General features: G+C 69.5%; 8 protein-coding genes. 3 read left to right on the forward strand and 5 right to left on the reverse strand.

The annotated features are described in order from the left end of the window. Positions 1–49: 49 nt before the first annotated feature. Positions 50–2998, reverse strand: coding sequence for an alpha-L-rhamnosidase (locus HMPREF0058_RS08600; protein WP_081449219.1), 2949 nt, complete (start codon positions 2996–2998; stop codon positions 50–52). Between the two features lie 141 nt (positions 2999–3139). Continuing rightward, positions 3140–3817 (reverse strand): TetR/AcrR family transcriptional regulator, encoded by a 678-nt coding sequence (locus HMPREF0058_RS08605; RefSeq protein ID WP_006549387.1) that lies wholly within the window; start codon positions 3815–3817, stop codon positions 3140–3142. A 167-nt stretch (positions 3818–3984) separates the two neighbouring features. On the opposite strand from HMPREF0058_RS08605, the gene HMPREF0058_RS08610 reads away from it, so the two are divergent. From HMPREF0058_RS08610 to HMPREF0058_RS08620, 3 genes are all read left to right on the forward strand, one after another. After that, a complete protein-coding gene (locus HMPREF0058_RS08610; protein WP_006549388.1) occupies positions 3985–5328 on the forward strand; it encodes an MFS transporter in 1344 nt (447 codons plus the stop codon). A gap of 99 nt (positions 5329–5427) precedes the next feature. Next, positions 5428–6708, forward strand: a complete 1281-nt coding sequence (locus tag HMPREF0058_RS08615; protein ID WP_006549389.1) for a glycoside hydrolase family 1 protein — start codon at positions 5428–5430, stop codon at positions 6706–6708. A gap of 485 nt (positions 6709–7193) precedes the next feature. Then, entirely contained in the window at positions 7194–9509 is a 2316-nt protein-coding gene (locus HMPREF0058_RS08620) for an alpha-L-rhamnosidase-related protein (RefSeq protein WP_040319856.1), read from the forward strand. 167 nt (positions 9510–9676) lie between these two features. On the opposite strand, the gene HMPREF0058_RS08625 is transcribed toward HMPREF0058_RS08620, so the two are convergent. The 3 genes from HMPREF0058_RS08625 to HMPREF0058_RS08635 form a co-directional block, all read right to left on the reverse strand. Further along, complete coding sequence (locus tag HMPREF0058_RS08625; RefSeq protein ID WP_006549391.1) at positions 9677–12658, reverse strand: glycosyl hydrolase; 2982 nt, start codon at positions 12656–12658, stop codon at positions 9677–9679. 181 nt (positions 12659–12839) lie between these two features. Then, on the reverse strand, positions 12840–13667 hold the full coding sequence (locus tag HMPREF0058_RS08630) for a class II aldolase/adducin family protein (protein WP_006549392.1): 828 nt from the start codon (positions 13665–13667) through the stop codon (positions 12840–12842). Between the two features lie 37 nt (positions 13668–13704). Further along, positions 13705–14119 (reverse strand): alpha/beta hydrolase fold domain-containing protein (locus tag HMPREF0058_RS08635; protein WP_006549393.1); only part of this gene is annotated, 415 nt, incomplete at its 5' end.

The following is a 14119-nucleotide window of genomic DNA, read 5'->3' on the forward strand; positions in this document are numbered from 1 at the left end:
TGCTGTGGCCTGGCCCAGGGATGCTGGGCCAGGCCACAGGTCGTTAGGTTCAGGACTGCTGTGCCGCCGGGACGGGGGCCGCCTGGGAGGCGACCTCCTCGATCACCGAGTCGAGGGCGGCACGCACCTTCTCCAGCCCCGGCACGAAGCCGTAGACCGTGGCGGCCCCGGGTAGGACCTTCGCGGTGGAGTCCAGCTCGTGCTTGAGCATGCGAGTGAGCGTGGAGGCCGGGTCCTGTCCGAACATCGGGTGCGCACCGGAGACAGCCTCAACAACGCGCTCCCAGACCTGGGGATCATCGATAACGTCACGCACGGTGAGGATCGGGCGCTGGGCGGCCTCCAGGGCAGGGACGGTCACAGTCCACTCGTGCAGCCCGTGACCCACCTGGACGCACTCGCCACCCGGCAGGCAGACCTCGGCGCTGGCGCCCACCGGCACCTGGAGGCTCAGGTGCAGGGTGGTCCCCTTCAGCTCCCAGGAGGTGCGGGCGGTGCCCAGAGGAAGGCGTCGCACCACACTGGCGCAGGTGAAGCCATGGCCCACCTGCGGGGCTACGCGCAGCTGGCTGCCGCCGGGGCTGACCAGCTCCAGGCCAGCCAGGTCGGTCAGCAGCCACTGGGTGACCGCACCCAGGGCGTAGTGGTTGAAGCTCGTCATCTCCCCAGGGTTGATGTCCCCGTTGGGCAGCATTGAGTCCCAGCGCTCCCAGATGGTCGTGGCGCCCATCGTGATGGGGTAGAGCCAGCTCGGGCAGCCCTTCTCCAGCACCAGACGGCAGGCCGTGGCCGCCTGGCCGCCCTTGACCAGGGCGATGGGAACCAGCGGGGTGCCCACGAAGCCGGTGGAGATACGGAAGGAGCGCAGACGCACCAGGTCCGCCAGGCGCCGGCCCGCGCTGGCCACGCGCCGCGGGGTGTCCAGCAAGTCCCAGGCCAGGGCCTGGGAGTAGACGGTGGCGCAGTCGGACATGACCATGCCGTCAGCGGTGACGTAGGCATCGAGGTAGGCCTGGCGCACCGCGGTGGCCAGCGCCTCGTAGTGGGCGGCGCGCTCGGTGTTGCCCAGGGCCTGGTAGGCGCGGGCGGTGATCTGCGCGCTGCGGGCGAAGTAGGCGGTGGCGACGACGTCGGTGTCCGCCTTGGCAGCAGCAGCGTCCTCCGGCGGGGCGTCGGGGTCGAGCCAGTCGCCGAACTGGAATCCTCCGCGCCACAGGTGGCTGGCTCCGGCGACGTCGTCGATCCCGTCAACGAAGCAGGCCATGGCCTCCACCGAGCTGGCCAGCAGGCCCAGGTCCCCGGTGGCCTCATAGGCGGCCCAGGGCACGAGCGTGATGGCGTCGCCCCAGGCGCAGGTCAGCTTGTTGCCCTCCAGGACGTTGGGGGAGACCACCGGCAGCGCGCCGTCGGGAGTCTGGGCCCAGGCCAGGTCCTTGACCCAGGAGTCCAGGAAGGCGGAGGCGTCGTACAGGGACAGTGAGGTCGGGGCGAAGGCGCCGATGTCCCCGGTCCAGCCCAGGCGCTCGTCGCGCTGGGGGCAGTCGGTGGGCACAGTGATGAAGTTGTCGATGGTGGACCAGCGGGTGTTCTCCACCAGCTTGGTCACCAGCGGCTGGGAGGAGGAGAACCAGGCGGTGCGCTCCATGCCCGCCGAGACCACACGAGCGGTGATCGAGGCGGCCAGCGCAGCGTCGTCACCGGGGAAGCCGTCGACCTCGACGTAGCGGAAGCCGTGCTGGGTGAGGGTGGGGGCGAAGATGTCCTCGCCGCCGGACAGCGTGACGCGATCCGTCGCCTCGGCATTGCGCAGCGGCCTGGTCCCCAGCTCGCCGTGCTCCATGACCTCGGCGTGACGCAGGGTGACGACCTGGCCTGCCTCGCCGTGTGCGGCGAGGCGGACGTGGCCGGTCAGGTTCTGGCCAAAGTCCACCACCGTCTTGCCGGCGGGCGTGGTGAGGACCTCCACGGGTGCGACCTCGCCGATGACCGTGGGCAGGGGCAGGGTGGTCGGTTCCAGCGCGGCCTCGGGAAGGTCGAGCACCTCCACGGCCGTCTCGGCGGCCTGATCGCCCAGGGCGGGCAGACGCAGATCGGTGGACTGGCCGTTGTACAGGTCGTTGGCGGTGATGTTGGAGGGGCGGGTCGCCCAGGTCGAGTCGGTGGCGATCGTGGTGCGCTCGCCACCTTCGCTGCTCAGCTCCAGCTGGGCGGCCAGCCAGAGCTGGTCACCGTAGACGCACTCCTTCATCAGCCAGGTCAGGTGCCCGCGGTACCAGCCGTTGCCCAGGACGACGGCGAGCTCGTGCTCGCCGGGGGTCAGGGCAGAGGTGAGGTCGTGGGTTTGGGCGAGGAAGCGGCTGCGGTACTCCGTCCAGCCGGGGGCGAGCTCGTCGCTGCCGATCTTGACGCCGTCGAGGTAGGCCTCGTAGGTGCCTCCGGCGCTCAGGTGCAGCCGGGCGGCGGCCAGGGACTCGGTGACGGTGAAGCGGCGCACGAGGACGGGAGCGACGTCCGCACGCTGGTTGCCAGGGGCGGTGATCGCCTGGGCGGTCCAGTCAGTGCGCTCCAGGAGCCCTGTCTCGACGACGGCGGGCTGCGACCAGGGTGAGAAGACGCCGTCGTCCCCGGCCACGCGTACGCACCAGGTAGCGCGCTCGCGAGAGGTCAGCGGCGTGGTTGGCCAGGCCTGGAAGAGGGAGGAGGGGGAGGCGAGGGAGACCACCTCGGTCACCGGCTGGGAGCCGACGACGGCGCGGGCGATCTCGATCTCGGCGCGTGCCTGGCTCCAGCCCTGGGGCGCGCAGGGCACCTCCCAGGACAGGGACGGGGTGGCGAAGGTGCCGCCGAGGACCTCGGCGCCGGCGCGGTGGTGGTCCACGCGCAGGCGTACGGGGGCAGCGAGGGTCCCGACGGGGTTGGAGAGCTCGGGCGCCGGGGCGTCGAGAAGAGTGGGGTGGTCAGACATGGCGTCCTCCGGATCGTCCTTGAACCGTTTCATATCGGTGTGAGGCACTGTAGGCACGTGCTTGGCGCGCTGTCAACGCTCGCGATAGGGTGGGCGTGAGCGCGGGGTGGGAGGCGTGGGGTGGGGTGAGTGTGTGCAGGGCGGTCGGGCGGATGCGTGGGCGGTGCTGGCGTCTTAGGCGCGCAGGCGCGAGACGGCGTCGGTCATGACGGCGGCCATATCAACGGCCGGGTCAAGCAGCCACTCCAGCTGCACTCCTTCGATGAGTGAGGCGAGTGCCAGTGCGGTCAGATCCAGGTCGAGGTCGGCGCGGATGCGTCCTGCGGCCTGGTCTGCAGCGAGGTCGGCGCGGATCGCGGAGCGGAAGCGGTGGGTCAGGCCGACGATGTAGTCGTGTGCGGGGTGGGAGGGGTTGACTGCCTCTGCTCGCATGACGGCGTCGAGCTGGATGAGCCCGCGAATCGTGGCGTTGTGCGCCATGACCTGGGGTAGGGCGTCGAGGAAACCGTGCTGGGCGAAGAGCTCGGCCCGCCAGCTGGCCTCAAGCTTTTCTCGGCGGGTCAGGACGGCCTGGAGGATGGCGTCCTTGGTGCCGAAGTGGTGGCGCAGCAGGGTGTGGCTGACGCCGACTGCCTCAGCGATCTGGCGCAGTGAGAGCCCTTGGAACCCTTGATCGGCGAAGACCTGCATGGCGGCGTCGACGATCTCGGCGCGCCGTCGCTCCCCGTTGGCGTAGCGGGTGCGCCCGTCTGGGGTGGCGATGGGGGAGGGGGTGGGCTGGAGAGCGGGTGCTGTCTGCGCGGAGGGCTGCCCTGCGGTGGGGGTGTGCCTCGGTGATGGTGTGCTTGGCATGGTCCTCGCTCCCTGTCTGGAACAGTCTAGCGAGTGAGACATGTTCCACTCTGGTTGAGATGTAGATCTCGACCAAAGTGGAACATGTTGTGTATGGTGTGGGCACGCAGCGACCGCTGCGCCCACCAGCCGGCCATAAGCCGGCCTCCTCATCTCAAGGACGATCGATGAGCACCACTTCCGCACCCCGCCCGGACGACGTCGCCGACGACGTCGCTCCCGCCGTCGTTGATACCCAGGCTTCCCAGGACGCCCCGGACTCCCTGGACGCCGAGTACCAGGCCATCACCCGTAAGTTCGGCAGCCCCAAGCGCACGGTCTGGCTGGTCCTGATCGCCGCCATCGGTGGTTACATCATGATGATGGGCATGGGGACGGCGTTCCAGCTGCGCCTGTCCGTCATTGACAAGGACCTGGCGACCCTCGTCTACTCGCGGGCCACTTCGCTGTCCGCCCTGCTCATGCTGGCCGTCGTGCCCATCGTCGGAGCGCTGTCTGACCGCACAATCTCGCGCTTCGGACGCCGTCGGCCCTGGATGCTGGGTGGCTACCTCGTCGCGCTGGCCTGCTTCTGGCTCATCGGCACCTCGACCTCGTCGCTGGTGAGCATCGTGGCCTACATCATCGGTATCGCTGCCGCCCAGGCGGGATTCAACGCCTACTCCACCATCCCGGTCGAGGGGATCCCCGGGAATATGCGTGCTCGCGTCATGGGGGTCATGGGCCTGTGCGGCGCGCTGGCCATGAGTGCCGGCTCCTACCTGGCTGGCGCCCTGGTCAAGGTCAGCTCGGTGGCCCTGATGACCGTGCCGGCCGTCCTGGCCCTGGTGCTTGCGCTGCCCCTGTTCCTGCTCTACAAGGACCCGCAGCACACCCGCGAGGAGATCCCCTCCGGCGGCATGCTCTCCATGTTCACCCATATGTTCGTCAACCCCGTCAAGCACCCGGCCTTCGCCTGGGTGTGGGTCTCCCGCTTCCTTGCCGGCTCGGCGATGGCGGCCTTCCTAGGGTTCTTCGTTCTCTACCTCATCGTCGGGCTCGGCAACGACCCCGCCTCCGCCGGTGCTATCGCCGGGCGCCTGTCCCTGATGAGCGCCCCGGTCTCGATCATCGTCTTCACCGGATCGGGCTGGATCGCGGACAAGCTGGGCATGCTCAAGCCGCTGGTTGCCCTGGCCTCAGTCATTATGGGCGTCGCCCTCGTCATCGCGGCGACCTCGGACTCCCTGACCGGTTTCACCGTGGCCTGGATGCTCTTCGCTGTCGGCCAGCCGATGTACCTCACGGTGGACCTGGCCCTGTGCGCCAAGGTGCTGCCCAGCGAGGCTGACGCGGGCAAGGACATGGCCGTCTTCGGTCTGGCCCTCAACCTCGGCAACGTGCTGGTCCCGGCGATCGCCCCGACCCTGCTGGGGCCGGACTCCACCAACTACCCGCTCCTGTGGGGCGTGGGCACCGGCTTCTGCGTCCTGGCGGCGCTCATCATGCCGCTGGTCAAGGGCGTGAAGTAGGTAGGTAGCGGGCCGCGGGTGCGCCGTCGCCAGTTCCTGGTGGTGAGCCGGCAGCCATCTGCCACTGGTAACAATGAAGGACATGAAAGGACAGATCCTGTGACAACAGCTTCGGCGCCCCAGGCGGCAGCCGCTCCCGTCTTCCCCGAGGGCTTCTTGTGGGGGACGGCCACGGCCTCCCACCAGGTTGAGGGTGGCAACACCAACAATGACGTCTGGCTCTACGAGCACGTCAGGCCCACGATGTACGCCGAGTCGTCCGGTGATGCCTGCGACCACTACCACCGCTATCGCCAGGACATCGCGCTGCTGGCCTCCCTGGGGCTGAACTCCTACCGCTTCTCCCTGGAGTGGAGCCGTATCGAGCCGGCAGAGGGTGAGTTCTCCGAGGTTGCTCTGGAGCACTACCGTGACATGCTGCGTGCCTGCCACGAGCACGGGCTGACCCCGCTGGTGACCTACCACCACTTCACCTCCCCGCAGTGGCTCATTGCCCGCGGTGGTTGGGAAGACGAGGAGACCCCACGGCTCTTCGCTCGCTTCGCCCGCAAGGTGACGCAGGAGCTGGGCGACCTGTTCGACATTGCCTGCACCATGAACGAGCCCAACCTTGCTGTGCTTCTGGGGGAGCTGGGCCTGGCTGAGCGCGACGGTGTCGACCGCGAGAAGAACCCAACCTGGGTCGGCGCTGGCAAGGCGCTGGGGATCCCGGCGAGCAAGGTGGCGGGCTTCCAGCTGGCGGCCACGGAGAAGGCCTTTGAGATCAAGTGCGCTGCCCACAAGGCGGCCGTCGCGGAGATCAAGGAGGTCAAGCCCTCGATGAAGGTGGGCTGGACGCTGGCCAACACCGACTTCCACGCCGCCCCGGGGGGCGAGGAGCGCGTGAGGCGCCTGGTCGAGGAGAGCAACCTGCGCTACCTGCGGGTCAGCGAGGGGGACGACTTCGTGGGGCTGCAGACCTACAACCGAACGGTGCTGGGGCCGGACGGCCCGGTGCCGCCGGCGCCGGACGCCGTGGTCAACCCGCAGGGCGAGGAGATCTGGCCCTGGGCGATCGGCGCCGTCGTCCGCCAGGCCTGGGAGACCGTCAAGGTCCCGATCATCGTCACCGAGAACGGGCTCAACACTGAGGATGACTCCCAGCGGGTGGACTTCCTGCGCACGGCGATCACGGAGGTCGGCAAGGCGATTGCTGACGGGGTGCCGATCTCGGGCTACATGTGCTGGTCCGCCATGGACAACTTCGAGTGGGTCTTCGGTTATGGTCCCAAGTTCGGCATCATCGCCGTGGATCGACAGACTCAGGAACGGACGCCCAAGGCGTCGGCTCGCGTGCTGGGGGAGATCGCGCGGTCCAACGGTGCGGTTCTCGCTGACTGAGCCGGCTGATCGGGCTGCTGGAGGCGACGCGGCGCGGGTGGCCACACCTGCGCCGCGTCGCTTGAGGTTGAGGCCGTCTGTGCTTGGCAGCCGTGGTTCTGTTGCCGTCCCCCTGCCGCGTCGCTTTAGGTGGTGAACAGTCGGGTCCCATGCTCCCAGCGCCTGGATCGACTGTTATGGGCCTGAAGCGACGGTGGGGTGCGGTCCGGGACTTGGGACTGTGACGTGTTGTGGAGTCGCTTTAGGCGGTGAACAGTCGGTTCGGTGGTGAGTAGTGGGGGTGGTCGACTGTTATGGGCCTAAAGCGACGAACATACGGCGCCGGGGTGTGGGCGGCGACCCTGGCGGCTCAGTGCGGCAGTAGCGCCACGCGGAGGGATTTAGGTCCTTGTTTGTTGGAGGCTGTTGGTCTCGAGCGTTAAACCGTTTCAATTTCTGTGGCGTTCCTCCTACCTTTCCCCGCAATCCCGCGGCATATTCCAGGCATGGCACCTGAAGACAACGCTGTCGCTGTACCGGGACCTCGCACGTCCTCCACCTCGACTTCTACCTCCAGCTCTACCTCCTCTGCCTTCTCCACCGCTGCCCACGCCCCCATGGACCCGACCTCCTGGACCAGTCCGCAGCAGGTGCTGGCGGCCTTCCGCGAGCACTCCGCCGATCCTTATCCTGACCGCATCGAGCCAGACCACATCGAGCCAGACAGTCTCGGCACCGACCACCTCGCACAGCAGGATTCCCACCAGGACGCGGTGACCTGGCTGTACCACCCGGCCGATTATCCGGCCGCGCTCCTGCACGCCATCGTCATGCGCGGGCGCGCCGCAGCCACCAACGTTGACTACGCCGACACCTACCGCCGTCCCAGCCCAGTCCTGCACCTGCGCTGCCACGCAGACCACCTGCGCCTGCTGGCTCACGGGGACCTGGAGCCCGCGGAGGGGACGACGGCGACTCTGGGCCAGGACGGCTGGTGGGAGCTGCGCGGCCACGGCGTGCTCGGCGCGCGGCTCACGGCGCCGCTGGCGGCCGACGGCACGAGCGAGGGAGCAGCCGTCGGCCTGGATGGCCGCGCCGTGCAGGCAGAGGCCCGGGGCATTGAGCTGAGCACCGACGCCACGAACTGGCTCGCCCCACGCTGCGAGCATGGCGCGCTCCTGCCCGTCCACCTGGCCCAGGAGCCCACCGTGCTCCTGCATCCCACCCAGCGCGCCGACGGCGTGTGGGACCTGGGGACCCAGGCGCTGGGCTGGCCAGTCATCGAGCTGGCCGGGGTAGGGACCGTACAGCCTGGCAGTGACACAGGCGCGGCAGTCACCCTCGGCGTGGGGGAGTCTGTGGCCGAGTCCGGCTACGATCCCGAGGTCGCAGAGAACCGGACCGACCTCGTCCCTCGTGCTGGTGGTGGATGGACGACGGCGCAGGCAGTGGCCGGCCGCTATCTGCGCCTTAGCGGAGAAGCGGTCGGGCAGGCCCGCCTGATCGGCTTCGAGGCGATGATTCACCCGGTCGCCCGGCGCGGTGCCTTCCTCAGCTCCGACCCCGTCCTCAATGAGATCTGGGACCGAGCTGCCCTGACCCTGCGCCTGTGCACCCAGCGCCTGGTCATTGACGGGATCAAGCGCGACCGCATGCCGTGGGCTGGTGACCAGGCCCTCAACACCCTGGCCAACGCCTACGCGCTGGGGGAGGGGCAGGTGGTCCTCGACGGCCTGCGCGCACTCGGCTCGCCCAGCGACGGCCTGGTCAACGGAACGCTCACCTACTCCCTGTGGTGGATGGTCAACGCCGCAGAGGCCCGGCGCTACCTCGGCTTGGATGACGCCCTGGACGAGCTCGCCCAGGGGGCCGAGGACCTGCTGGAGCGTCTGTCCGCCCGGATCGACCCGGCCAGTGGGGTCCTGCGCGGTGACACGAGCGAGGAGCCGACCTGGGTCTTCGTCGACTGGGGCTATGAGGTAGCTCGCGACGCCCTGCCCACCTCCCTGCAGCTGCTGTGGTACTGGGCGCTGCGCTGCGTGATCGCCCTCCAGCGCGAGGCGGGTGGGCGTCACCTCTCACGCGCCGAGCACTGGCAGGGGGTGTCCGAGCGCGTCGCCTCGACCCTACGCGAGCGCGGGTGGGACGCGCAGGCAGGGGCGTGGGCGGACTACCTGGACCTCCCGGGTGACGGCCAGGGAGGAACGCCGACCGCCTACCCCCAGCTCCTCGCGCTGTTGTCCGGGATCACGCCGGCTGTTGGCCCTCACGAGGCGGCGGGCCCGGTCCAGGGCGGACAGGCCGACGGCGTCGGCGGCGTCGAAGGCAGTGTGGCGGCGGGAACGGTGGCGGCCCGGCTGGCCCCCTCCCAGACCCACACCCCCTTCATGCGTGGGATGGCGCTGCGGGCGCTACATACCCAAGGGCTGGACGAGCGGGTGGTCACTCACCTGCGCCAGGCCTGGGGAACGATGCTGCACGAGGAGACCTCCACCTTCTGGGAGGAGTTCCCCGGCGCCGGTCCCACCCCGTGGTCCATGTACGGCCGCCCCTTCGGCAAGAGCCTGTGCCACGCCTGGTCCTCCGGCCCAGCCACGCTGCTTCCCCAGGCAGTCCTCGGCCTGGAGCCGACGGCGGCCGGGTGGCGCGAGGTCCGCATCGCGCCGTCGCTGGGGGACCTGAGCTGGGCGGCTGCCGTGGTGCCCACCCCGGCCGGGGACCTCGCCGTCGTCGCAGCAGGGGGCCAGGTGCGAGCCTGGCTGTCCGAGGGCGTGGAGCTGAGTGCGGATAGCGTCGCAGATATCGAGGTCCTGCGCTCGTGAGCGCGAGGCCAGCAGGCTGAACCGCTGGGAGGCCGAGGGAGACCGAGCCGGTCCCCTTGGCCGCTGAGGGCTCCTGGCAGGCGGGCGCCGTCGGTCACCAGGTACTGCTGGTGGCCGACGGCGCCCGCGTCCGTCGCCAGTGGCCGTCACCTCATCGGTGGCCTACCTCAGCCCTGAACGAGTCTGACCGGTCCCTGCAGGCCGTAGCCTCGCAGTGGGACCTGGTGCGGGCGAGGCTCTCCGCCGGCGAGCATGAGCGCCACGTCCGGCAGGGCGTCGTAGTAGCCACGTGCCTTGAGCCGGTTGGACAGGGAGGAGGAGACCCTCACGACCACCTCGTTGTCCCCCTGACGCAGCAGGCCGGTGACTTCAGCGACCGGTGCGGAGGTGTCGGCGCCCACCGGCTCTGAGCCGTTGATGGACACCGAGCTGAGCCCTCCGCCCACGTTCCCCAGGTCCAGCAGGACTCGGCCCGCGGGCAGCGCGTCCAGACGCACGGTGGCACGGTACTCACCGACCCCGGAGACCTCGGTGCCCACGCCGTCGAGCTCGCACCACGGCGCCAGGCGGTCAGAGGCGGCGTGCATCGCGGTGACCTCGGTGTGGGGGACGACCTCGCGGGTGACGTAGCCGAGCCCGCGGTCCTCCTCGATGACCTCATCCTCGCCGGCGTCCCAGGACTCCACCGTGATGTCCCAGTGCGTGAGCTCGGCCAGCACCTGCGGCGTCCGGGAGACGACGGCGGTGGCGAGCTCGGGGGAGACGGGCGCCGCCGTCGAGCCAGAGGCGGCCGAGCGGTCCAGGGTGATAATCGCCGGCTCGCCCGGGCGCAGGCTGACGGGCACCAGCGTGTCCTCGCCCTGGGCGCGGGAGGGAACCTCGGTGAGCGTGCCCGTCCACGCGTCCAGGCGGTAGGCGGTGCCGTGGCCGGGCAGGCGCAGCTCGACCGTGGTCGGCTCACCGGTCTCGTAGAGGTAGTGGTAGACGTAGACGTGCAGGAGGTCGCCGTCCTCGCGCTCGTAGGTGAGCACGTTCTCGTTGGCCTGGGTCAGCTCGTGGTAGCCGCGCACGCCCAGGGCCCTCAGGGCGTTGAGGGTCTGGGACTGGTCATCGATCTCGGCCACCGTGTCCAGCGCGCGCAGCTGAGCCATGGCGGCCGCCAGCTCCTCGTCACGTCCGTCCAGGCCCGGCGTCCGAGAGGCGGCACGCTCGTGGTGGGTGTAGCGGCCAGCCGCCAGGTAGGCCAGCTCGGTGACGCCGTTGACGATGAGGACCTTGACGCCGGTGCGAGCCACCTCCACCAGGCGGGCGGCCACCTCCGCGCTCAGCGCCTCCTGGTAGACGATGAGGGCCTGGTAGCCGGGCCCCTCGGGCTGGACGGTTCCCTCGCCGAGCCTCACCTCGGGGCGCAGCAGGTAGGAGCCGTCGAAGAACTCGTAGGTCCACCCGGCGTCCTGCATGCCCAGGTCCACCCACCAGTGGTTCTCGCGCGCCCGCATCCAATGGCGGCCGTAGAGCTCCTCGTCCGCCACGCGCCGGCCCTCGGCGTCAAAGAAGACCATGCCGGAGCCGTTGTCCGTGAAGTGGTCGGTGCGCAGGATGCCGACGTCGATACGCGGGCGGCCCTGACGCAGCAGGTACTGCATGCGGCCGACCGCCTGGGTCCACAGCGGGTAGAACTCGGCCGCGGGCTGGCGGGTATCGAAGCGCTCGGAGAAGAGGGGGAGCATGCCCTCGTGGCCCGGCCAGTGGGTGGTGCCCTCGGCCCCGCGCGGAGAGGACCAGCCGTGCAGGACTGTCTTGGTGATGCCGGCGGCGAGCTGGGTATTGATGATCTGGTCGTAGAAGCGGTGGTCGAGCATGTGGTTGCGTGTGGTGGCACCGGTCTCGGAGGAGTACTGCTTGCCCAGCAGGTGCGCGGCGCCGGCCATGAGGCGGTAGGCGTCGATCTGGGAGCCGAACTCCAGGGACTCGTTCTCGATGCCGTCCACCGCGATGCCGGGGCGGGTCAGCTCGAAGGGCAGGCCGTAGGAGATCTCCGAGCGCAGCGAGATGCCGTAGGAGTTGAGGAACTCCTTGAAGGGCAGCAGCATGTTCTCGATGTAGAGGTCGGTGAGCGTCTCGACGTAGTCGTGGCGGACCTTGGCCACCGTCACCGCGTCCGCGGCGTTGAGAGGCTCGAAGGTGTAGACGGTGGACACCGCCCTGAGCGGGGCCCGGCTGACCAGCACCGGGAGCCAGGGGATGATGTCGTAGCCGCGGCGGGTGGCGAACTCATCGGCCACGGTCCGCCCCCAGAACATGCCTGCCTCACCGGACAGGTTGAGCTCCAGGGAGTCCATGTACATCTGGGCGCGGGGGTTGCGCGCGATGATCTCCTTGAGCTCGTCGGTGAGCACCACCTCGCGCCAGTAGTCGATGACGGCGTCCACGCCGTCGCGCTCGAGGTAGTTGACCGTGTAGTTGACCGAGGCTGAGGGCTTGGCGATCTGGCCGGTGCCGTGCTGCCAGAAGATGAACAGGCGCCAGCTGCGCGAGTCTGGTGCGCTCCAGGTCAGCTCGCGCTCCTGGCCCGAGCCGGTGACCAGGTCCGTCAGGTTCGTCAGCGTGGAGACGTCGATGCGCGCAGGACCGTCCTCAGGCGTGGTGACGACGGCGGCGACCACGGCCACGAAGCGCTGACGTGTGCCGGGGATGCGCTCGAAGCTGGTGTCCGGGCCGTCGTAGGAGGCAGACAGGTCTGCGGTGGGCAGAGGTCCGCGGCGAGTGCCTGTCACGTCCTCGTAGACGAGCCCGAGCTCCTGGGCCGCGGCGTCGTCGTCGGGGGTGATGGTGGGCAGGTTGGCATTGGACCAGTTGGTGCCGGAGGTGAAGGAGAAGGACATACTCCGCTCGGTGGTCTCGCGCGCGACGGTGACCGAGTCGTGGGTCCACTCCTCGCTGCCCCACCCGTAGCGGGACTCGTCGATGCCGTCCTCGGGCATGGCCAGGAACTCCATGCCGCCAAAGCCCAGGCGGTGGGCCTGCTCGATCTCGTGGCGGATCGTGGCGTCGGTGTGCAGGCCCGCGGCGAGCCACCACCGCTGCTCGGGGCGGTACTCGATGCCGGGGTCCTTCAGACGGGCGCGCAGCTGGTCGACCAGGGTCATGTGATTCTCCTTTGGATCGTTTCTGTTGTGGGGTGGAAGAGTGCCTGGGCTTGAAGGGAGATGAGGCGCAGGACTTCCGGGGTGAAGAGGCGGCTGGGTGCCTCGGCGTAGGAACCGGCCTGGAGGTGCCCGGGCCGTGGCCCCAGGGCAGGAGGTGCCCCGGGGCCGGGTGGCAGGTAGGTCAGAACAGGTCTGTCTGGACGCCGAAGGCCTCGATGACCGCGCGCAGCTCCTCGTCCGTCACGCCCTCGCCGAGACTGCCGGAGGTGATGTTGCGGACCTCGTACATGGCGCCGGTCTCGGCGTACTCGACCTTGTCGACGGCGGCCAGCGGAGCGACGTCGGAGCGCACCATGATCCCGTGCTTGGACCACAGCACGATGACGTGGTCACGCAGGGCGCGCACGTTGTTCTCCATGAGGGTGGCTGAGCCCGGCACCATGAAGTCCAGGACCTCGATGCCCTGCGGCAGCTGGACGATCGTCTCCGGCTCCCAGCGCAGGATCCGGCGGTTGAAGTCCGCGGTGTTGCGGATGTCCTTGATGTGGGACAGCTGCACCAGGTACGGGGGTTGGGCGTGGATGACGGCCTGGAAGCTCACCCCGCGCGTGGCCACCTGGTCATTGTGGACGGCCAGGTGGGAGTTGAACTCGCTGGTGGGGCGTACGTAGGCCTTGTCCGGGTGGGTGTACCAGGTGCCGGTCAGGCCGCCCTCGTCCACCACGAAGGCCGAGACATTGGCCTCGGGGCTGGCGGCGACGTCGCGCAGGCGGCAGCCCGAGCCGGTGACCAGCACGGTGCGTCCGGCCAGGGCCGGAGCCGCCAGCGGCAGCTCGGTGCCGGGGTGGACCTGCGGGAAGCGCTCGGCCAGGCCCAGCTCCTCTGCCGAGGCGTCAACGGACACCGAGATGTTGCCGGCGCCGGCCTCCACGGCGCCCATGTGGTCCAGGCGGCGTCCGGCGGCGCCCATCTGGGACAGGATTTCGTCAAGGGAGAGGCTGGTGGTCATGGTGACTCCTTGTGGTGGTGTGTAGAGAGAAGAGTGGTCAGGAGCGGCGCGCCAGGCGGGCCGCGAAGCGGTCCAGGGACTGAGAGGACAGGGCCGAGCCGACTGCGTTGAGGTGGCCGTGGGGGACGCCGGCGGCGGTGACGCACTCGACGTCGCAGCCCGCCTGCGCCAGCGCCTGGCCCAGGGCCTCGCCCGAGGCCCGTAGGTCGTCGTTCTCGCAGTTCTCGATGTAGCTGGCCGGGAACCCTGCCAGGTCTGCCGCACTGCCGTTGCCGTCCCCGGGGAAGGCGTAGGCGGGGGCGTCGACCGGGGCAGCGCCCAGGTAGTTCGCGTTCATCATCGCCATGACGTCGGCGGGGAAGCGCAGGACCTGAGGCATGTCCTCCAGGCGCTGGGCGAGCTCGCCGCTGGCGGCTGGCCAGTGCTCGGCATGGGCTACCGGGTAGGCGAGC

The organism is Actinomyces urogenitalis DSM 15434 (genome assembly GCF_000159035.1).
Taxonomy (GTDB): Bacteria; Actinomycetota; Actinomycetes; order Actinomycetales; family Actinomycetaceae; genus Actinomyces; species Actinomyces urogenitalis.